Source organism: Cloacibacillus sp. (assembly GCF_020860125.1).
In the GTDB taxonomy this organism is placed as follows: Bacteria; Synergistota; Synergistia; order Synergistales; family Synergistaceae; genus Cloacibacillus.
Genome location: NZ_JAJBUX010000051.1, coordinates 1 through 20,894, shown reverse-complemented (window position 1 = coordinate 20,894; position 20,894 = coordinate 1). Strand labels below are relative to the sequence as shown.

Genomic DNA, 20,894 nt, shown 5'->3' with positions numbered 1-20,894 from the left:
GTCGGAGGCGTATATCCCCATGTTGCCCTCTCTGCCGTCCGTGTAGATAGAGATATGGTCGCCCAGCACCACTTTAGAGGGGGCAAGGATCAGTTCCGGCTCGGCGTAGGATAAGGGGAGGCTATGAGGGACGTAGGTCGTTCTCCAATGCCAGCCGTCGGTGCGTACGCCGATATTGTGACGGTTTATTTTCACCGTGGGGTCCCGTTCACCTATCGAAGTTATCCCCGAATCATCTCCGATCGTGATTATCCCCCCGCCCTGCGCGTAAACGGCCGCTCCGTCTTTCGTATAGTTTCCCGCGTTTGAGATCTGTGCGTGGTCCCCGATTTGAATAGTTGTGTCGAAGATGCCTCCGTCGCATTTCGCCCAGACTGTGTAGCCGTTGGATGTGAAGTCGTTTTTGTCTCCCGCCTGGATCAGCACGTTGTCGCCGATATAGATATTGCTGTCGTTGGAACTGTGTACGCCGAAATGCGAACTCGTGGTAATCAAGCTCGAGTAGTCGCCGACTATGATTGAGGTGGCGTTCTCCGCGCTGAGGGTCATATATCCGGCCTCGATGTCTGCTTTGCCAAGAAGAAAGACCGCATTATGCGCCCCGGATGTCCTTACGCCGTATAGTTTGTCTCCCTGTTCGTTTCCCTCTCCCAGGTTAGCGCGTATCTTCACCAGATGATCGGCTTCCACCATGACGAAGGTCTGATTTGGACCATTCGTACAGAAATAAATACCGCCGCCCTCCCGGCTGTCCTCGTTGACGATACCGTTGGTTGTGATCGTCACATCTTCGTCCCATTCATAGCTATCGGTGACCGGGGCGGTATAAATCTTCTCGGCGGCCGCAGGCGTGAGGTATACGCACAGCGCCAGTATGGCGGCGGCGCAGATTACTCGCATTCTTTTCATCTGATACTATTCACCTTTCTTCTCTTCATTTCATCTCTCGAACATCCGTCGGTTATGAAACACGGACGTAAATGGCCTCTCTCCCTGAAACGGCATCGGTCTCTCCTATTGGCTATGTCTCCTGATGATTCAGAAATGGCGTATATAACGGGAGATATGGCCGCACCGCATGGCGGTCCAGGTTTAAGGACACGCCGGAGGTGGCCCTGATTTTCAGACGAAATCAGAGTTCGCTCCCCGCCGATTCAAAATATCGGCGCCAGCGTAATTTATGACGTATCCGGCCGTTTACCTCTGCGGAGCAGTTTTGTGATTCCGCTTGCCCGCGTCATAAATGTCTCATAGGTTGACAGAAGGATAACTTTGTTACCGCGAATACCGTTTTTACAAACACGAAACCTGTTTTATCAAGGTTTCTTGATCTGTTTTTACCCGTTTGACAAATTAAATTTTTGTGATCCGCCTCCTCCTTTGGGTGTTGCCGACAAAAATAATATCCGGTTATTTTTTACGCCAAGCAGAATATGCCTATTTTTATCCCGTAGAAATAACCAGTTTACAATTAAAGAAAAAATTTGAGTAAAAGGCAATTTTTTCGTGGATTTTTGTATAAAACCAAAATAATGTAAAAGCATTTCGTGTGTTTTACCGTGTCTCTTTAATGTTTGTGACCTGTTTTTTTAGAATTTTCGCGCGCTGTCGGGGCGCTCTCTTCAAGAGTGTAATAATGGCTTTCGGGACGGATTTAGGCATACAGACATAACACAAGAGCCGACCGACGAAAACATCACGGCGACCGGCTCTTTGATTTGTGTTTTTATCTTTTAGCGAATGCGGGTGGTTTACGCCTCTTTCAGGCGCTTTTCATACTCCTCCGGCGTGTCCATGTCCTTGAAATGCGAATCTGGGACCGAGACGCGCTCGATCTCCGGTTCGTAGCGCATGAGGATTTTTTTACCGCCGACGTCGCCGCTCGCGCCGCGAAAGCGTTCGCGCCATACGGAGCGGTAAAACATCGGGTGGCCGAATACGCCGCCGCGGCAGGGGGCGAGGACGCTCTTTTCCGGCGGCAGCCCGTCGAAACGTTTGGCGAGCGCCGCGATATCCTGCGCGCGCGCCAGCGGCAGGTCTCCGAGCATGATGCAGAAGTCCTCTCCCTCCGGCAGCATATCGAGCCCGATCGCCAGCGAGCTGGACTGTCCGCGTTCCGGCTCTTCGTTGATGCCGACCTCCAGCGTTCCTGCGATGGGAGCGAGCGCGGAGGCCACCTCCCGCGAGAGCACGGCGCAGATGCGCGTAAGTCCCGCGCCGCGCAGGTTTTCTATCACCGTCTCAATGACGTTCCTATCTCCGAATGAGAGCAGCAGCTTCTGGCGTCCCATGCGTTTTGAGAGCCCCGCTCCCAGCAGTATCACGTTCATTATCATCTCTCCCGGTAGTCGTAAAGTATGTTGCGGCGCATTGAGACGCAGGCCGCCGCGTCGTAACTCTCAAGCAGCGCGGGGATGATCCCGGCAAGCGCCGCCTGGGAGTCCTCGCCGCAGGTTTCCCATTGATTGAGCAGCAGGATCTTCTTCGCGCCGCGGGGGGCGTTTTTCAGCGGCCCCTCCGCGTGGCTCAGATAGCTCAGGTAATTGGCGGCGGTGATCTTTGCCCCCTCAGCGATGTTGTGCAGGGCGCGGAACTTGCCGGCGCGGAATATCCGCTCCTTGTCCGCCCTTTCGCCGAGCGCGCCGGCTCCCGCGACGGCGAAGAGACAGCCGCAGCCCTGCGGCACCGGCGGCTCCCAGGCCTCGTAAAATTTCAGCGGGCGTCCGCGCGAGCCGTCACATTCCGCGATCACCGCCGCGCCGCAGTCCGCCAGCCGCTCGATCTCCTCGGGGGTATAGCCCAGCAGCTTGCCGCCGCTTTCGCCGGAGGCCGCCGTGAGCAGCGAAGCGTGCGGCATCGCCTCAAGGAAAGAGAGACAGAGCCTTGCCGGTCCTACGAAGAGGTCGCGGCACTCCCCGGGGGTGGGGCGGAATATCTTCGTCGTCGTCGTGAGCAGCGCCCGCCGCGAGGCAGCGAGCTCGCGCCCCAGTCCGTAGAGCAGCGAAGTTTTCCCGCCGCCGCCGGTTATCGCGGCGAGGGTTATCTTGTTTTTATCGATATATTCCGCCAAAAACGAAAAAATTTCTCTCATGAACCTGGCTACCTCTGGATTTTAAAGAATCTGCGCTCCTATTATATACAAAAAAGGCTTCGTCCCGGGACGAAGCCTTAAAATTTAACCGCGGACGGGAAGATTTAATAATAATTTTTCTCCACGTGCCGCCCGAGCCTTGTCATCACCGCCGCGAGATCGTCCATCAGGCGCGACTTCACGCGTAGCTCGGTGGGGAAGTCTGGGTTCTGGTGCGCCGGGTTCACCGCCTTGCTGATGAAGAGCTTCAGGTGAGTGCAGCGTTCGATGAGGATCTTCGCGAGCTTTGCCGCGCCGTGCTGGTCGTCGAGTTCGGAGATCATCCTCGGGACCGCAGGGCGGTCTATGTACTCTTCGATCATCGCGATGGCGTGCTTGAGCGTCATTACCCCCTCCGTCACGAGGTCGATGCCCTCGATCGACGCCATAGGAGGGATGTCGCTGTCCGTATAGTCGATATTTACATGCAGCGGACGCTTCAGCTCGCGCGAGAGTATCTCGGAGCTTGTGCCGCCGCTGACGATATGCAGCCCGCTTGTTTCGATATAATCCTTGACGATGCGCGCGTCGTCCTCCGGGTTCTTCGGCGGCCCCGAAAATAGGCTCACCTGCTGTTTGGGCAGAATGTGCGCGATGGAGACGGTGGTGTCGTCGCCCGGTTTGCCCAGATAGAGATCCTTGGCGACGTCGAGCACGCGGTTGATGACGCGCGGCGCGGAGAGCCTCTCCCCGCATGGTCCGCAGAGAAAATCCGCCACCTCGTCGCAGCCCCAGCCGAATGAAAGAGTCTCGCCCATGCCGGCCTGCGTCACGCCGTCGCTGACGATGACGAAATAATCGCCCTCCTGCGCTGTGAAGCGGCTCTCGCGCACCAGCTTGCCGCCGATAGTCTTCTCCTCATATTCAAAGGGGATGTGGTGGCCGCCGCGTATCAGCATACAGGGAGGGTTGTCGTACTCCGCGAGATAGCCCTTGCCGTCCCTCTGGATGTTGAGGATCATGAAGGTGGAGTAGGCGATGCCGCGCACCTTGCAGACCGGCAGCGTATGCGCGATGGTGTCCACCGTGTCCTCGATCGAAGCGCCGCGGCTGATCATCGTGGAGATGATCTTCGAGGTCAGCGTCGAAAGGATATTGGCCTTCACGCCGCTGCCGAGGCCGTCCGAGAGTACGAGCAGCATGCTCTCCGGCGAGTTTATCACCTGCACGCGGTCGCCGCAGAGCTCTTCGTTCTTCTTTATCAGGCTGTTATAACAGGCGTCTATACATATACTATCCATTGCCGTTATTTCCGTCATAGACGATCAGGTCCTTCAGCTTCGTCAGCGTCACCTTGGTCTCGGCCGTCATCTCTCCGAGCAGGCTCGCGATCTCCTGGGCGACCGTCATCTGCTTGTCGATGACGTTCTGCGCCATCTCCATCGTCTCCAGCTTCAGCTTGTTGATAGACTCCGTCTCCTGCTCCTGCCTCGTGACGTCGTGGAGGAAGGCGATCGCGAGCCCCTGCTCCGGAATATAGATGACGGTCTGGTTGACGGTGATGCCGCGCTCATTGTAGCTCACCTTATGAAGCGGCACGTTCCTCTCCTCGCCGACCGCGAGCGCGAAATCCAGCGGGTCGAGGAATTCGTCGATACGGCGTCCCACGACTTCGTTTTTCGTCATCTTGAGAAGATGCTGCGCCGCGAGATTACACTCTTTCACGCGCAGATCGCGGTCCACGGCGATGATATAGTCGGGGCTTACGGAGAGGGTGACGTTTGCAAGCGTCTCCGATATCTGGCTCATATAGGGCAGGCACATATAGAGTTCCGCCTTATTCTGATACACGGCGATCGCCTTGTCGCGGCAGGTACGGTAGCCGCAGCTGCCGCAGTTCAGCTCGTGCGAGGGCTGCGTCTTGCCTATCTGTGCCAGTATCGAGCGTATCGTCTCCTCGTCGGGGATATCCTCCTTCACCGGGTCGGGCAGGATGCGGCGGCTCAGGTCCAGCGAGGAGAGGTCCGCCTCGCGGATATCCCTGTCCGCGCGCAGATAGCGCATCATGTCGATGCCGGTGCTGATGGGGTGATATTCCGTATCTGGCTTCTCCGGGCCGTTGATGCAGCTGCCGTAGCAGGTGCTTGCCTCAATGAAACAGTTGTGGATGCGCCCTTCGCTGATCTCCTCCAGCAGCTCGATGACGTCCTTCGCCCCCTGGACGCTGATAAAGTTATATTTATTGAATACGTGGGAGTCCTCGGGGAGGTTGGCGCGGACGTCTTTCACGATGCCTTCGAATATCGGGTAAATCGCCGAAGAGCTCGGGTCGTTGCCGAAATAGCCCTCGGCGCACTTTTCAAGTTCGATATCTTCCTTCACGAACCAGCGCGAAAGCTGTTTGAAGGTGATTACGCCGTCGATATAACGCTTCTCGGAGACGCGCGCCTCCTCTATCTTTGAGATACAGGGGGCGAAAAAGACGATCAGCGCGTCGTCGCCGTACTTACGGCGCAGGAACTCGCCGTGCGCCTCCATCGGTGAAAGCACCTGGGCGAGCTGCGGCGTCAGCTTCGGAAAATACTTCTACACGAGAAATACGACGGAGGGGCAGCAGGTTGTTATCATATTGTCCATCTCATCGCTCTCAAGAATACGCGCGTACTCCTTGGTGACGGCGTGCGCGCCGACGGAGGTCTCCTCCACGGCGTCAAAGCCGAGGCTTTGAAGCGCTCCCGCGATGCGGAAACGGTTCTCCGTACCAAAAGAGGCGATATAGGAGGGGGCGAGCGCCGCGACCTTCCTGCGGCGGCTCTCGCGCGCCGCCCCCTGTTCGCCTTGGCGAACATTTGAAATTACCTCAGGGGGCAAGCCTGCGGATGCGTTTGCCGCTCGTATGGCCTATTTAAGGCCGCTGATATCGTTCACCAGAGACTTCGCGTGCTGCGGGCAGTTGCGTATGCAGCGGCCGCAGAGAATACACTCATTTTCAAGCACCTCGACGTGATTGTCGCTGTACTTGATCGACTTTACGGGGCAGACTTTAAGGCACTTATAACAGTTCTTGCAGTTTGCCTCCGCGACATTGATATACTTCATTACCGATTACCACCTATTATCACATTGTCAAAAAACTCTTTTATCTGATCGGGGTCCACAAAGTGGATCTCGCCGTTTACCTTGACAGATACGCCCGCCTCTTCGCAGCGCCCCATGCAGAACGAACCGGAGAGCTTTACCTTTTCGGTAAGCCCTTGTTCCGTCACCAGCTTTGTCAGCCCTTCCACGACACGGCGCGCTCCCTTAAGATGACAGGAACTTCCGACGCAAATCACGACCTCTGTCAATCCGCATCCCTCCCAAATAAAGTTATCACCACAGCCTATATTTTACCAGAAAAGAACATTTTGTGATTAAATTCACACATGAAAAACCGCAAAAAAAACACTGCGCCTGAACATTGTGTCTTCGCCGTGCCGTGATAAAAGAAAAACCGCCGGACTCCGGGTCAAGCCCGGAGTGACGGATAGGGGCGGGGTTGGTTCTGTCCCGTCGCTCCGGCCTCCGAGCCGGAGCCTAGAGGCGTTGGTTTTGTTTTCCCCGTGCCGCGGCGTCAGCGCGTGAATCGCTCTATGTACCTCTCCAGCACATAATTCATATGCGAGTGCAGGAAAGAAAAGGCCGTCATCGGGGCGCCGTTTTTTATCACATAGACGGCCTGCCCCTGCTTGGAGATTATATCCATATTCTTAAAGGGGAAATCGCGGAAGAATACGCGCCGGTAATTGGCGTGCTCCCTCTCCAGCGCCGCCATCGCCTCCATGTGTTCCCTGTACTCGGCGGGTGAATAGAGCGAATGCTCGCCCTCTGAGAGCCAGGGACGACGCATCGTTATCTTTCCCGCCGCTGCCTCGTCCTCGGAGAAGCGAGGGTATATCTCCGTTACGTTCACCTCGCGCAGGGATGAGAGGAAGGTCGCTCTCCTCTCGCGGTAATACCTGTCGAAGAGGGCGCGCTCGTTTCCCGTGATGCCGTGGGCGTCGAAGATCTTCTCCGCCAGCTGCTCCGGCATCGTCTCCAGCGAAAGGAGCGGCATGACCTTCACAATATCACCGTCGGCGTGCAGATGGTGGTCAAGGTCGCCGTACAGCTTTTCCAGATTGTCCCTCGTATATATCTCCAGCAGCGGCTTTGCGGAGGCGAGCAGGTGTGCGATACGGCCCTTTATGACCGCTGCCTTGTCTCCATTTTGGGTGAAAAAAGCCGCCGCCTCTTGGCTGTCGTTGTCCGCGTTAGAGAAATAGAGGGTCGAAAGCCCCTCCGCTACGCCGACAAACTCGTTCATGAGCGAGCGGTGCGGCTTCGTGAGATAAAAGGGCTCCACCTGTCCGGATAGGTAGAGTGGCAGCCACGGCTCGACGGCGCGGAACATCCCCTCAACATTAAAATCGAGCTGGTGGATCACCTTTATCCTGTTTCCGGCGGCGATCAGCTCCGAGGCCAGTGAACTCCACAATCCGGCGAAGCCGCCGCCGAGCCCGCCGGAATCTGCGGCGTAAAAGTATATCGTCCGCCCCTTTCCCGAATCAAGCGCGCTCTCCGTGAATCTGGCAAAGGCCCGTTGGACGGCGCCGCCTCCGAGGAACATCTCCTCCGCGACGCTCAAACCTTTGCCGCCCGCCGCCTTCCCAAACTGCGTCTGGCGCTGCGCCTGCGGTATCTCCGCCGCCTCCGCGATACCGTCGAGAAAGCCTCGCGTCAGAGCCAGATGGGAGGCGTCGTCTTTTCTGAACCATTCCAAAAATTTTGCCGCCGCCGACTCCTCATCCTCTTCCCCGAAGCGTAGTTCTGAGGCCAGGGGCTCCGGCAGCTTCTGTGAACGGGAGAGAAAGGCGAAATAGCGGCAGAATTCCGGTAAAATTTCCGCATGGGAGCTTAGGGAGCGCTTGCCCGCGCGGTAGCGCGATATCGCCGAGGCGTCGACGTTCACATAGCGGGCCAGCGCCGCGTTTGAGACGCCCAGCTGCTCCATGAGGAAATTCAGCTTGGCGGCGAGCAGGGCGCTCTCCGCCCTCTTAGTTTTTTTATCGAGCTGCGGCGCGGACCTTTTCCTTACGGCGCGCTCTTTTTTCAGCCCAGAATCATCCGCGCTGAACCATGCAAAGAGCGCCTCGCGCAGCATCCGCCCCGCTTCGCCGCCGCACAGTCCGTACAGCGCCGCGGCTCTCTTTTCATCAGCCAGCTTTACAACGCCGTTGGTGATGCAGCTTAATATCCGGCTGTTTTTCGACGGCACATAACTGCCGTTCACACAGCGGCAGACGCAGGAGGCGTCGATGCCGGCGGCGCGTGCCAGCGCGACGTTGGTCGTCTTTAAAAGTCCCTTTACCGCACTCAGCTTCTCGTTGAATAACATCGTCGTCGTCTCCCCTTCCCGCTCCAATTATATTCCCTCTTTACAGGCTGCGGCGATATTTTTTATGTGCTGCCGGTGTATAATGTCAATGCCAATATAGATATTATACATATTTTCCGAACATTACGCGCCTGTGTAAACCACGCGCCCGTCACCCGCGGGCGGAGGGCCGTCCTCCGGCCCGGAAGGGCGCTCTGTATAAAGGGCGCGGCCGCTGAGGTAAACCCGGCGGCCGCGCCTCTGTAGGTGATTCTCCCGTCAGTGGTCCGGCAAAACCTCTGCCGCTTCGCCTCTAATCAGCCCGCCGACGCGGCCGGAAGAGGAGCGCCAGGGCCAGGAGCAGCGCCGCCGCGCCCCAGCCGGTATTGCAGCCGCCGCCACCACCGCCGCCGCTTGGCTTCTTCTCGAAGGAGATATAGCCCTCGTCGCAGCGGATCGCGACCGTCAGACGGAGTCCTTCCAGCTTCGACGGCGAGACAATGAAGGAAAAGTCTCTCGCGGCGCCGGGGAAGACCGCCGGAATATAACGGTTGGCGACGAGCCGCTCCTGTGTCGTGCCATTCTTTGTGTCGCGCGCCGTCACCTCGACGTATACGTTGTGCAGCGGTTTGTCTCCGTTGAAGGTCACCGTTCCATAGGCGCGGAAGTCCTCCGTCTTACCGGTGAGCGAGTCGCGGAACTCGGTGAAACTCATGCCGTCGACCATTATCGAGAATAATTCCGCCGCTATTGTGCCGGTCGCGGCGTCCGAGGCGGCCTTATCCCCCGCGGTCACGGCAAAGGGATAGCGTCCTTTGTTGTTGCCGCCCGGGTCATAGTTCGCGTCGCCTGCGCTGGCGTTCCAATTTTTGTGTATTTCGTCGATTTCGTTGTCCGGGTCGATCTGGAAGTAAAAATCATAGTTACCCTCAGTCATGCCGGCGGGAACGGTCCAGTCGAAGGAGACCACGGCCTTGTTGTCCTCCGTATTCTCCCTCCAGCCCTTCAGCGCGGCTGTGCGGCGGCCGATGCTCTGTTTCGCGCCGCTCTCGTCGGTATATCCCATCTCTACTGTGACGTTCCCAGCGTCGACGAAGCTAGCGTTATATATGGGTATGCTGATCGCGTAGTTCCCGCCCCGCCGCAGCGATGAGGTCGTTTCGGCCAGATTGTCGTTGTCGTAGAACCGGATGCCGCGTATCTGTGTCGCGGAGCGTTCATCGAGATTGACGGTCCACTTGATCAGATCTTCGCTGTCCTTGTAGCGGCTGTAACGGGTGGGGAGTATTAACGAGGGGTCCGGTTTCTGCGCGTAGACGGAGCCGTTTCCCGTGGTACGCCAGAGCCAGGCGTTCTTGTTGTCCGCGAGGTCGACCGCGAAGGCCATGTTCATCACGCCCGCGGCGTCGGCGTAGGCCCGCATCTTCATGAGGTAGGACACGTAGTCGGCGTTGAATCCCAGCTTTGGTGAGACCAAGCTGGCCTTGAACCCTTCCGATGACTGGTAGGACTTGGTGAAAGAGCTGCTGTCCCCGATCTCCTGCCCAGCCGTGCCGCTCGCGGAGAGAGAGCCAGAGGCTATTTTAGGCCACCCGATGTTGAGGGACAGGCTCCCGTTTCGCTGGTTCTTCGCGATAGTCTTGAGACTTGTGATATCCGTCACCTGCTGGGAGAAGGTGAGCTCCTCCGTGTAGTTGCCGCCAAGCGTCTTTTCTAGCGCCAGCGAAAGTTCCGCCTGTTTATCCGCGTAGCCGGGGGTGCCCTCTATCGTTGTCGGATATGAGAAAAGGTTGCCCTCCTCGTGTATCGGGTTATAGTCGTCGAACTGCGAACTCTGCCCCGCGTCTCCCTGCACGCGCGTCGTCATGTCCGACATTGTGCAGGTGAAATACTGCGTCCCGTCCTCCGTCACGGAGATCGTGCCGTTGAAGGGATCATTGAGGGGCTTCGTTTCGTCGAAAAATCCTTCCGGCGCGGGGGCGATCACGGGGTAGCGCCAGATGTGGAAGTCCGCCTTGTAGAACATGAGGCTGTCGGAGGTGTCGGTGGCTGAGCTTATCTCCGCGGCGGTCGAGATCTTGCTTTCGTTCGCCATGCTGAGCGACTGGGAGGTACCCCTCTTCCAGCCGAGCGAGGCATTGCCGCCGAATGAGAAGCCAGCCAGCTTCTTTACCTTCGCCGTTGCGCTGACGCTGGCCTCTACGCCGCGCTCGGCGAACTGCCGCACGTTAAAGGCGATGTCTTTCGTCTGACTCTCCGTGTCGTCTTTCTTATATGTCACGCTGCTGCCCGCGTATGAGAAATTTGTGAGCGCGGGGTCATTTGATTCGCTCCACGGCGCGGTTATGTAGTCGACGTGGTATGGCGGCGTCTGCATGATCGTCGCGTAACTCTTTCTCTGCCGCACGACCATGTGGGTCGGCTGGCCCAGGAACAGGGATTCCCTCGCGAAGTCCGCCGTCATCAGCCCCGCCGCGTAGCCGCTGGGTCCATGGGATAGCCGATCTCCATCCTGAAATCCTACGAAGCTCGTACCGGAGAGCCTGCTCTTGTAGAGCCAGAGGTAGTCTCCTGTAATATTGCCATTGTAATCATGTGTCGCTCTGGACAGAAGCACGTTGTCGCAGGGCATCCCATTTGCGTTCACCTGCCCGGAGAGCGGCGCGGCCGCGAGGGAGAGGCTCCTGAGCGCGTAGCAGTCGGGGTTGGTGTAGTTGTCCGTCCTCATTAGGTACTTTTCAGAGGGGTGGTGCTTTGTGTCCGCTCCCCACACGGAGAGGAGGATATTCCCCTGTTGGAGCGAGTCGCCGTAGAGCGGCGCGGCGTAGACGATCTCGTCCCTCCCGTCGCCGTCCAGGTCGCCGGCGGCGGCGAGCAGGCCGTAGTATTTATGATATAACGATGTGCTCGTGCCGCCCAGCCGGTGGTCACCGTCGTCCCGTACATAGTTCCACTCAGATTTGAAGCCGCCGCCGTCGTGGTAGACGATCTGTACCGTCGCGTATCCGCTGTCGCCGTAAAGGTCGTTGAAGACCGCCGCTACCTCCTGCTTTCCGTCGCCGTTGAAGTCCCCCGCCACCACGTCGCAGCCGTCGATGTTATATCCGCGATTATCCCTGTGCCCGAAGATGCCTTCGTAAAGCTTGCTGGTGCTGAACGAGCCGTCCGCGTTGCGTGTGACCTTATATATCTGGAACACATAGCCTTGGCTGCCGCGGCCGGAAAAGATGCAGGCGACCTCGGAGGCCTGCCCGTCGTTGTCGAAATCTCCCGCCGCGACGCGGACGGTCGGGTATGACGTTTGCGCATAACCAAGATAAAGGCTCTTGCCTGTCGGCGAATTGCTGTCCAGCAGGCGTCCGTCCAAAAATTCGAGGTAGCAGTCGTAGGTGGTATTCTCGCCGAGTTGCTGGCCTTTCCCATCCGGCGTCCTCATATGCGCGACGACGAAGCTCTCCGTCTCCTCGCCGTCGACGAAGAGCCCCGCGGTGGTGTCGGTCGGATAGACGTTCCCCGCTTTGACGTTGGCTTTTCGCGACCCATTGTTCTCTAGCTTGAAATTGCCGTCTTTGTCCATGCGCACCACACCTGTGCGATAGAGCCAGCCCTTGCCTCCTTTATGGTCGAAATCGGGCAGCAGGACGCGGTAGCCGTTGTCTTTATCCACGGGTTTTGTAGTAATGGCCGGGTGCATGCCCGACGTCCATTCGCCGTCATTGGGGGCCAAGTCATAAAGATACAGTTTCGACTCCTGTTTATATTCATAGTTCTTCGAGGGGTCGAAGCGCCCGGGGTAAAGGTTCAGAGACTGGCCGCCGCTGTTGTACCAGACGGCGCGGAGAAGGTCCTGCTTGATGAAGTCTCGGCCTCCCACGGTCTCAGTAAGAATATCCTGTACGTCGTCCAGCTTTTTGCCGTTGATCTTCACCGGATCGGCACCGGCGGCGGTGACGATGATAAAGAACAGGCAGAACGTCCCTAAGAGGCGCCGGAGAAACTTTCCCTCTCCGCGCATGTCAAAGATACTCCCAGAGTATACGGGAGGTATATCGTCTTGAATTTTTCTCTTCCTGTGTGTGTCAAAAAGACTGTCCCGGCCGGGGGCGTATGCGCCATAGCCGATTTTTTCGCTTAAAAACATGATATATATGCCTCCCCTTTGCTATTTATATTTTTTACAATTATGCCATGACCGCGCTTTTTTGCAACATTTCTGTGTGTGATCTGAATATAATGTCAATGCGAAATTACGTATATTATACATACTTTTCATGGTGTTGCGGTCTGCGTACCTAAACGCCGGTTTATCTATCGATAGGGTAAAAGATAAACAGCGGTTTACCAAAGATTTTGGCGCCCTCTCTGAGGCGGCCAGAGAGCCGAAATCTTTGATTTCGTGCGATTCGGCTGGTAGTTACATCAGAGCTGTCCCGTAGGGACTGAGGGAGAGTTGACCTTAGGTTCTTCCGCGGCTTTTGCCGCGGGCTCTGTATGGCGCGGTTCCCGCGCCATACAGAGCAACACTCCTTCCGTCTCGTCGCAAAGGCGGCGGCGATCCACCTTCCTCATAGAGGAAGGCTTTAAGAAAAAACTTCCGTTTATCATCGATAGGGTAGAAGCTAAATCGCTGTTTGTTTCCTTCTCTGTCCAGGGGAAAAAGCACCGATTCTCCCTCATGTGGCGGCGCGAATATAAAGGCGCGCCCGCGGGCTGCCCCTGCGGCCGCGCCTCTGCCGGTATTTATCCTGTCAGTGGTCCGGCAAAACTTCTGCCGCTTCGCCTCTAATCAGTCCGCCGCCGCGGCCGGAAGAGAAGCGCCAAGGCCAGGAGCAGCGCCGCCGCGCCCCAGCCGGTATTGCAGCCGCCGCCGCTGCCGCCTCCGCTTGGCTTCTTCTCGAAGGAGATGTAGCCCTCGTCGCAGCGGATTGCGACCGTCAGGCGGAGTCCTTTCAGCTCCGACGGCGAGACGAGGAAGGAGAAGTCCCTCGCGGCGCCGGGGAAGACCGCCGGGATGTAGCGGTTGGCGACGAGCCGCTCATGCTGTGCTCCGCCCTTTATATCGCGCGCTATTAACTCTACGTAGACGTTGTGCAGCGGCCTGTCTCCGCTGAAGGCCACCGTCCCGTAGGCGCGGAAGTCCTCCGTTTTGTCGGCAAGCGAGTCGCGGAATTCGGTGAAACTCATGCCGTCGACCATTATCGAGAAGGCCTCCGCCGCTATCGCGTCGGCAGCCGCGTTCGAATTGGCTTCACCCGATGTCACGGCGAAGGGATAACGTCCCTTGTTGTTGCCGCCGGGGTCATAGTTCGCGTCGCCGGAGGTGGCGTTCCAATTTTTGTGAATTTCGTCGATTTCGTTGTCCGGGTCGATCTGGAAGTAAAAATCATAGTTACCCTCAGTCATGCCGGCGGGAACGGTCCAGTCGAAGGAGACCACGGCCTTGTTGTCCTCCGTATTCTCCCTCCAGCCCTTCAGCGCGGCTGTGCGGCGGCCGATGCTCTGTTTCGCGCCGCTCTCGTCGGTATATCCCATCTCTACTGTGACGTTCCCAGCGTCGACGAAGCTAGCGTTATATATGGGTATGCTGATCGCGTAGTTCCCGCCCCGCCGCAGCGATGAGGTCGTTTCGGCCAGATTGTCGTTGTCGTAGAACCGGATGCCGCGTATCTGTGTCGCGGAGCGTTCATCGAGATTGACGGTCCACTTGATCAGATCTTCGCTGTCCTTGTAGCGGCTGTAACGGGTGGGGAGTATTAACGAGGGGTCCGGTTTCTGCGTGTAGACGGAGCCGTTTCCCGTGGTACGCCAGAGCCAGGCAGTAGGGTCGTCCGCGAGGTCGACCGCGAAGGCCATGTTCATCACGCCAGCGGCGTCGGCGTAGGCCCGCATCTTCATGAGATAGGACACGTAGTCGGCATTGAATCCCAGCTTTGGTGAGGCGAAGTCGGCCTTAAACCCTTCCGACAACTGGTAGGACTTGGTGAAAGAGCTGCTGTCCCCGATCTCCTGCCCTTTCATACTGTTCACGGAGAGAGAGCCTGCGACGATTTTGGGCCACCCGAGGCTGAGCGACAGGCTCCCGTTTCGCTGGTCCTTCGCGATAGTCTTGAGACTTGTGATATCCGTCACCTGCTGGGAGAAGGTGAGCTCCTCCGTGTAGTCGCCGCCAAGCGTCTTTTCGAGCGCGAGCGAAAGGTCCACCTGTTTATCCGCGTAGCCGGGGGTGCCCTCTATCGTCGTCGGATATGAGAATAGGTTGCCCTCCTCGTGGATGGGGTTGTAGTCGTCAAACTGCGAGCTCTGTCCCGCGTCTCCCTGCACGCGCGTCGGCTCGTCCGACATCGTGTAGGTGAAATACTGCGTCCCGTCCTCCGTTCCGGAGATCGTGCCGTTGATGGCCGCTCCGAAGAGCCCCGTCGGCGCGGGGGCGATCACGGGGTAGCGCCAGATATGGAAGTCAGCCTTGTAGAACATGAGGCTGTCGGAGGTGTTGGTTTTTGAAGTTATCGTCGCGGCGGTCGAGGCGCTGCTGTTGTTCGCCGCACTGAGCGACTGGGAGGTGCTCTTCTTCCAGCCGAGCGAGGCGCTGCCGCCGACGGAGAAGCCCGCCAGCTTCTTTACCGTCGCCGTCGCGCTGCCGCCGACGTCGACGCCGCGCTCTGTGAACTGCCGCGCGTCAAAGGCGATGTCCTTCGTCTGGCTCTCAGTGTTGTTTTTCTCGTAGGTCACGCTGCTGCCCGTGTAGGAGAAGTTTGTGAGCGCGGGGCTCCCCGACTCGCTCCACGGCGCGGTGATATAGTCGACGTGATACGGCGGCGCCTGCATCACGGAGGCGTAACTCTTTCTGCTGCGTATAACCATGTGGGTCGGCTCGCCCAGGAGCAGAGACTCCTTCGCGAAATTCGCCGTCATCGGCGCTGCCGCGAAACCTTTATCCTCACGTAAGATCTTTACGCCGTCCTGAAATCCGCTGAAACTCGTGCCGGAGAGCCTGCTCTTGTAGAGCCAGAGGATGTTTCCGTCGTCCGATTTAAGGTCAGCCTCACGCAGCGCCAGAGATAGAAGCACGTCGGAGCAGGCCATGCCGCTTGCGTTCAGATTCCCCGAAAGCGGCGCCGCCGCGAGGGAGAGAAACTGGAGTGTATAGTAAGGCATGGCTCCGTGTTGTTGCAGGTAATTGCCCGTCCTCATTAAATACCTTTCAGAGGGGGAGAAATTGTCGCCCGCGCTCCACACGGAGAGGAATACGTTTCCCTGATTGGCCGAGCTCATGTTGCCGTAGAGCGGCGCGGCGTAGATGATCTCGTCTTTCCCGTCACCGTCCAGGTCGCCGGCGGCGGCGAGCAGACCGTAGAATTTATGATATACCGATATGCTCGTGCCGCCCAGCCGGTGGTCTTTGTCCCGCACGCTGTTATACTCTGTCTGGAAGCCGTCGCCGCTGTGGTAGAAAATTTGTACCGTCGCGTATTCGCTGCCGTCGTCATTAAGGTCGTTGAAGACCGCAGCTACCTCCTGCTTCCCGTCGCCGTTGAAGTCCCCCGCCGCCACGTCGCAGCCGTCGATGTTCTTCCCGCTGTTATCCCTCCGCCCACAGTCGTGCTCATAGAGCTTGCTGGCGCTGAACGAGCCGTTTGCGTCGCGCGTGATCTTATATATTTGGAACATATAGCCTCTGCCGGGGCCGGAGAAGATGCAGGCGACCTCGGAGGCCTTTCCGTCGTTGTCGAAATCTCCCGCCGCGACGCGGACGCTAGGGCATAGGGCGGTGGCCGAGCCAAGCGGAAGGCTCAAGGCCGTCGGCGAGTTGTTGGCGCCGTCGTTCAGCTTACGCCCGTCAAGAAATTCAAGATAGAAGTTGTAAGTGGTGACCTTGTCGCCGAGGTGTGTCTTTCCGCCCTCGGCGACCGTCATCCGCGCGGCGACGAAGCTCTCCGCCTCCTCGCCGTCGACGAAGAGCCCCACGGTCGTGCCGGTGGGATAGACGTTTCCCGCCGGGACATTGGTTTGCAGCTCCCTCACACCGTCGATTTTGAAATCGCCGTTTTCGTCCATGCGCACCACGCCGGTGTGATAGAGCGTTGTATTACCGTGATGGCTGAAATCGGGCAGCAGGACGCGGTAGCCGTTATTTGTGTCCACAGGCCTTGTCGTAATGGCCGGGTGCATGCCGGACGTCCATTCGTTGTCCTTGGGGGGCGACCCGTAAAGAGTCACGGGCGGCTTCTCGGTGTGGCTGCCCGCCGCCGGGTCGAAACGCATGGGATATAGACGCACGTCCGAGCCCATGTCATTTGAGCTGTTCGGCTTGTACCAGAGGGCGTGGATCAAGTCGTGCTTGAGGAAATTTCGTCTTCCCATCGTCTCTGTGAGGATATCCTGCACGTCGTCCAGCTTCTTGCCGTTGATCTTCACCGGTTCGGCTCCGGCGGCGGATACGATGATAAAGAACAGGCAGAGAGTCCCGAATACGCGCCCGAGAGTGTTCCACCGTCCATGCGCGCGGAAGATGTCGCCCTGCCGTCCGGCGGCTGAGATTCCTTTGCTGCAAGCGATTTTCTTAATAAAAAATATATTCTGCATATGATAAACCCCCTTTTGCTAACTGGTTGTTAAGTAATTATGCACATAACAGCATATTATTACAATACCTCATATGCCGTTGTGCATAAACTGTCAATGCCAAATCGTTTAATATACATATTTTGCTGATACCTTGCCCTGTTAATGGCTGCGGTATCCTATACAATGGACATAATGCGTAAAATCATAAAGTGTCAATGCTCAAAGATAAAAACTGAACAAATTTATTGAGGTCATAACATTTGTTCTGTAGGGCCGCCGACGACAAACAAAATCTGCTGGACCTCGCCTCCTCAAATATGACCGCCTATGACGCCTCGCAGGACGGCGAAACCTACCTTTGATGATATAAAATGGCGCAAGGTGACGCTGGAATCCCAGCCCGTCACCTCGGGCGACGAGACGCTTGACCTTCCAGGCCGAAAACGGTGACAAAGCAGTGGTGAGGATTTATCAGTCGCAGTACGATAACTAAGCGATAACGAAAAACCTTCAAAAGACGACCGTCCCCGGGATAAAAGGGACGGCCGTCTTTTGCTGCCGGTCTTGTCCGGCGGCACGGGCGTTGGCGGTCAACTTATCGTTTGTCATATCGCCTCAGTATGAGACTAAATCAGCTATTCCAAGTATAATAGCGCTGGTACACTCAATATTTTCCCGTACCGAACAAAATATCGCGCCGGTGCGCGGCGAATCGTCCGATGAAATGTTGCGCGGTGGCGTTAAAAAAGGGAAGATCTTTTATGAGGGGTTCCATACGCGCTTTATTTATCTCTCTGATAGTCCTGCTCTCCTGCTCTTTGGCATACGGAGCCGACTATGCGGAACACGAAGCCATCGTGCTGATGCGCGACGCGAACACGAAGAGCTCTGTGATGAGCGCCTCCGCGAAAAGCAGATCCGCCGCGAAGGTCTCCGCGCTCGCGAAGAGCGTGGGGGCGACGGTGCGCCGCAGTTATCCTGAACTCACGGCTGGCAGCGGCAGCAGCATCGCGCTCGTATCCTCGCCGCAGAAGACGGCGGACGAGCTCATTAAGGAGCTCAAGGGCAATCCCGACGTGATCGGGGTGGCGAAGAACTACAAAAGAAAGGCGCTGGATAATACGCCCGACGACCCCTTGTGGGCCGAGCAGTGGGGGCCGAAGCGGATAAAGGCGCCGCAGGTTTGGGATACGTTTTCCACCGGTTCCGACGAAGTATATGTCGCGGTGCTGGACACGGGCGTTATCTACGACCATCCCGACCTCGCAGGAAATATCAGCGGCGAACTGCCGGACGGAACCTACGGCAAAATGTTCCATAACGAAGTGGAGGTCACCGATGTCGTTCGCGGCGGCACGCAGTCGGAGGATATAAAGATATACGATCTCCACGAGGTAAATTACGCGGCGGCCGGCGATATCGACGGCCATGGTACGCATGTTGCGGGGATAATCGGCGCGGCCGGCAACAATGCGTTAGGCGTAGCGGGGGTAAACTGGAAGGTAAAGATACTGCCGGTGGGGATATTTACCGTGACACAGGACAAATATGGTTTCGCTGCCGAAAGCTATGACAGTGACGCCATTGCCGGGCTTAACTACATAGTGATGCTTAAAAAGGTCTACAAATTGAATATCCGCGTCGCGAATATGTCCTTAGGCGGATGGAATCCGCCGGTGGACCAGGATACAAACCCTTATGGGCAGGCGGTCAAGCTTGCGAGCGACGCGGACATAATCATCTGTATGGCGGCGGGGAATGAAGACCAGGACATAGACAACCCTGCGGGAGCCGATTATAAGGGACAGCTCTCATATCCCGCCTGCTACCGCTTCGCCAATACGATCTCGGTCGGCGCTTCGAACGAAAACGACGGTCGCGGCGAGGCTTCAGGCTCCAACTACAGCAGCAGCGGCAAATGGGTGGACATCATGGCTCCCGGTGACCACATCATGAGCACTGTGCCCAGATATCGTTGCTATTCCCAGAGTGAGAATTACAATGCCAGTGAGTATGACAGCTGGAGCGGTACCTCCATGGCCACGCCGGTGGTCGCCGGGGCGGCGGCTCTGCTTTGCGCCGTCTATCCCGACAAATCCGCCAATGAGATAAAGACGATGCTGCTGAACGGCGCGGAAAACGTGCTGCGCAAAGGTTATTCAAAATACGGCCTGCTGAACGTTTATAACGCCTGCCTCAGCACCGTCGCCGAGGCTGTGGTACCGTCGCTGCCGGCGGACGCGCCGCGGGATATCGTCGCGCTTGCGCCCGTGCTCTACAGCGTGGACGCCAAAGACGAACAGGCAAAAGAGGAGGCGGTGACGCAGATCATCGAGGCATCCGGCGGAGCCCTGACCAGTGAAGACGTCGTCTTCAACAGCGGCAGCGGCGTGGTGGAGGCCTCCGGCAAAGCGGTGTCGGCGGCGGCCAAGGCGGCGCTCACCGAAAAGGGCGTGGCCGGCTCCGTATCGGATATGACCGTGCTGCCGGTATTCAGTACCGAGGACGGCGACATAACCTCCGCCGGTTCCGTCGCGGCATTCGGTTTCCGTCTTATGGGGCGGGCGCTTATGGCGGAGAGGCCGGAGGACGTGAAGGTACTGAAGATCCAGGGCTCCGACAGGGGTAAATTTTACGAATATACCTCGGAGCCTAAATCCTTCGCGGACGGATATTTCACCGTGCAGGATGAGAACGGCGGCATATATAACGGAAACATCGACCCAGACGCCGTATACGTGCTGGTACTGTTCATTAAAGATAACGGTGGGTTTGACCTGGACGCGAATGAGTGCGGCATCCTCGATCCGGCGGCGCTGGTCAAAGTGGAGAGCGGCTCCGGCGGTTCCAGCTCCGGAGGCTGTGCCGCGGGTGCGGCGGTTCTTGCGCTGATCGCGCTGGCGCCGCTGGCGGTATAGAGAAGAAAAAGGTAGCGGCGGGAAAAACAGAATGATACTGGATAAAAGAAGTTAAACATAAGTAATAAGGCAATATCAAATCAGGCCCGGTAATGGCGGGAGGCTCATCCTCCCGTCACTCCGGGCCTGACCCATAACTGTAGGATCAACCCGCCTCTTTCGTCGCTCTGTGTCTGGCCCGGAGTCCGGCGTCTTAGGGGTCCTCTTTGTCTCACGGAGCTGCGGGCGAAGCGCAGCTCTCACGTCATTTTATTTTTAGCGGAATATCCTGTCTTCTTTGATAATCTCTCCGTGTCCCAGCCACGCCTTGCCTAATAGAACAGCCACTCCGTCGGCAGAAAAAAGAGATAGGGGGCGGTGAATACCGCGAGCGAGAGGGCGAGTTTTTTCTTTTCGCCCTCCTCCAGCCCCGCTTTGCTGAGGCAGAAGCTGTAATTGAAGAGATAGATGAAAAAGGCCGCCAGCGCGACGCAGCCGGCCACCCACAGGAGGCCGAAGATGCTGTCGAAGGGGTTGCGCTCGACGGCGGCGGCGACGTTCCGGCGCAGCCAGTTTCCCACCCCTCCTCCGAAACTGCCGCCGTCCATAAAGAGCGTGGAGAGCATTCCCACGGTACCGATGAAATCGGCGGCAAAGCCGCATAGCCAGACTTTTAAGATGACGGTTTTGACCTTTTCGCCCGCCTCTTTCACCTTCAGGTATCTTAAGGTCAGTGTGACGACGAGCAGGTCTATGAGAAAACAGGCTGGCAGTACGACGAACCATGTCCCCGGAAAGAGCCACAGCAGCCATATCGGAAATATTACGTTGTAGAGTTTTACGCCGCGATCTCTCATCCCGACGCCTCCCTTTTATGCAGTTTTTCCCCGCCGGCCCGCCGGCGATGGCCTCAGTTTATCATACAGAGGAGCGCTAGCGAGATTTTTGGCGCGGCGATTGCTTTCCG

General features: G+C 57.4%; 13 protein-coding genes and 1 pseudogene. 1 reads left to right on the top strand and 13 read right to left on the bottom strand.

What is annotated here, in order from left to right; all coding sequences use genetic code 11:
• From LIO98_RS06605 to LIO98_RS06550, 12 genes and pseudogenes are all read right to left on the bottom strand, one after another.
• The coding region (locus LIO98_RS06605; RefSeq protein ID WP_291954485.1) for a hypothetical protein at nucleotides 1-909 on the bottom strand (909 nt) is incomplete at its 3' end.
• 842 nt (nucleotides 910-1,751) lie between these two features.
• Nucleotides 1,752-2,330, bottom strand: a complete 579-nt coding sequence (locus LIO98_RS06600; RefSeq protein ID WP_291954483.1) for a nucleotidyltransferase family protein — start codon at nucleotides 2,328-2,330, stop codon at nucleotides 1,752-1,754.
• A 2-nt stretch (nucleotides 2,331-2,332) separates the two neighbouring features.
• On the bottom strand, nucleotides 2,333-3,091 hold the full coding sequence (gene yqeC, locus LIO98_RS06595; RefSeq protein ID WP_291954481.1) for a selenium cofactor biosynthesis protein YqeC: 759 nt from the start codon (nucleotides 3,089-3,091) through the stop codon (nucleotides 2,333-2,335).
• 104 nt (nucleotides 3,092-3,195) lie between these two features.
• Nucleotides 3,196-4,371 carry a SpoIIE family protein phosphatase gene (locus LIO98_RS06590; RefSeq protein ID WP_291954478.1) on the bottom strand — a complete coding sequence of 392 codons (1,176 nt, stop codon included), beginning with the start codon at nucleotides 4,369-4,371 and terminating at the stop codon, nucleotides 3,196-3,198.
• Nucleotides 4,364-4,879 (bottom strand): PAS domain-containing protein, encoded by a 516-nt coding sequence (locus tag LIO98_RS06585; RefSeq protein ID WP_291954491.1) that lies wholly within the window; start codon nucleotides 4,877-4,879, stop codon nucleotides 4,364-4,366. Before LIO98_RS06585 ends, LIO98_RS06590 begins: the two co-directional genes overlap by 8 nt.
• Nucleotides 4,880-4,894: 15 nt before the next feature.
• Nucleotides 4,895-5,941 (bottom strand): annotated as a pseudogene (locus LIO98_RS06580) ([Fe-Fe] hydrogenase large subunit C-terminal domain-containing protein); the annotation flags it as partial.
• Nucleotides 5,942-5,971: 30 nt separating this feature from the next.
• Entirely contained in the window at nucleotides 5,972-6,169 is a 198-nt protein-coding gene (locus tag LIO98_RS06575; RefSeq protein ID WP_291954476.1) for a 4Fe-4S dicluster domain-containing protein, read from the bottom strand.
• The gene (locus LIO98_RS06570; RefSeq protein WP_291954488.1) at nucleotides 6,169-6,435 is read right to left on the bottom strand and encodes a (2Fe-2S) ferredoxin domain-containing protein; all 267 of its coding nucleotides are present in this window, start codon (nucleotides 6,433-6,435) and stop codon (nucleotides 6,169-6,171) included. The genes LIO98_RS06575 and LIO98_RS06570 overlap by 1 nt, the downstream gene beginning before the upstream one ends.
• Nucleotides 6,436-6,683: 248 nt before the next feature.
• The gene (locus tag LIO98_RS06565) at nucleotides 6,684-8,513 is read right to left on the bottom strand and encodes a helix-turn-helix transcriptional regulator (protein ID WP_291954473.1); all 1,830 of its coding nucleotides are present in this window, start codon (nucleotides 8,511-8,513) and stop codon (nucleotides 6,684-6,686) included.
• A 265-nt stretch (nucleotides 8,514-8,778) separates the two neighbouring features.
• Nucleotides 8,779-12,480 carry a VCBS repeat-containing protein gene (locus LIO98_RS06560; RefSeq protein WP_291954471.1) on the bottom strand — a complete coding sequence of 1,234 codons (3,702 nt, stop codon included), beginning with the start codon at nucleotides 12,478-12,480 and terminating at the stop codon, nucleotides 8,779-8,781.
• Nucleotides 12,481-12,884: 404 nt separating this feature from the next.
• Nucleotides 12,885-13,034, bottom strand: coding sequence for a hypothetical protein (locus LIO98_RS06555; RefSeq protein WP_291954468.1), 150 nt, complete (start codon nucleotides 13,032-13,034; stop codon nucleotides 12,885-12,887).
• A 213-nt stretch (nucleotides 13,035-13,247) separates the two neighbouring features.
• Nucleotides 13,248-17,048 carry an FG-GAP and VCBS repeat-containing protein gene (locus LIO98_RS06550; protein ID WP_291954465.1) on the bottom strand — a complete coding sequence of 1,267 codons (3,801 nt, stop codon included), beginning with the start codon at nucleotides 17,046-17,048 and terminating at the stop codon, nucleotides 13,248-13,250.
• Nucleotides 17,049-17,791: 743 nt separating this feature from the next.
• Here LIO98_RS06550 and LIO98_RS06545 point away from each other — a divergent pair.
• On the top strand, nucleotides 17,792-19,948 hold the full coding sequence (locus tag LIO98_RS06545; RefSeq protein WP_291954462.1) for a S8 family serine peptidase: 2,157 nt from the start codon (nucleotides 17,792-17,794) through the stop codon (nucleotides 19,946-19,948).
• A gap of 311 nt (nucleotides 19,949-20,259) precedes the next feature.
• Here the strand turns inward: LIO98_RS06545 and LIO98_RS06540 are convergent, their stop codons facing one another.
• Complete coding sequence (locus LIO98_RS06540) at nucleotides 20,260-20,784, bottom strand: hypothetical protein (RefSeq protein ID WP_291954459.1); 525 nt, start codon at nucleotides 20,782-20,784, stop codon at nucleotides 20,260-20,262.
• Nucleotides 20,785-20,894: the final 110 nt, after the last annotated feature.

Bases quoted from the DNA above. Each gene is read 5' to 3' on its own strand.
- LIO98_RS06600 (WP_291954483.1), bottom strand. From the start codon at position 2,330: ATGAACGTGATACTGCTGGGAGCGGGGCTCTCAAAACGCATGGGACGC.
- yqeC (WP_291954481.1), bottom strand. From the start codon at position 3,091: ATGAGAGAAATTTTTTCGTTTTTGGCGGAATATATCGATAAAAACAAG.
- LIO98_RS06590 (WP_291954478.1), bottom strand. From the start codon at position 4,371: ATGGATAGTATATGTATAGACGCCTGTTATAACAGCCTGATAAAGAAG.
- LIO98_RS06585 (WP_291954491.1), bottom strand. From the start codon at position 4,879: ATGAGCCAGATATCGGAGACGCTTGCAAACGTCACCCTCTCCGTAAGC.
- LIO98_RS06575 (WP_291954476.1), bottom strand. From the start codon at position 6,169: ATGAAGTATATCAATGTCGCGGAGGCAAACTGCAAGAACTGTTATAAG.
- LIO98_RS06560 (WP_291954471.1), bottom strand. From the start codon at position 12,480: ATGCGCGGAGAGGGAAAGTTTCTCCGGCGCCTCTTAGGGACGTTCTGC.
- LIO98_RS06555 (WP_291954468.1), bottom strand. From the start codon at position 13,034: ATGAGGAAGGTGGATCGCCGCCGCCTTTGCGACGAGACGGAAGGAGTG.
- LIO98_RS06550 (WP_291954465.1), bottom strand. From the start codon at position 17,048: ATGCAGAATATATTTTTTATTAAGAAAATCGCTTGCAGCAAAGGAATC.
- LIO98_RS06545 (WP_291954462.1), top strand. From the start codon at position 17,792: ATGAGGGGTTCCATACGCGCTTTATTTATCTCTCTGATAGTCCTGCTC.
- LIO98_RS06540 (WP_291954459.1), bottom strand. From the start codon at position 20,784: ATGAGAGATCGCGGCGTAAAACTCTACAACGTAATATTTCCGATATGG.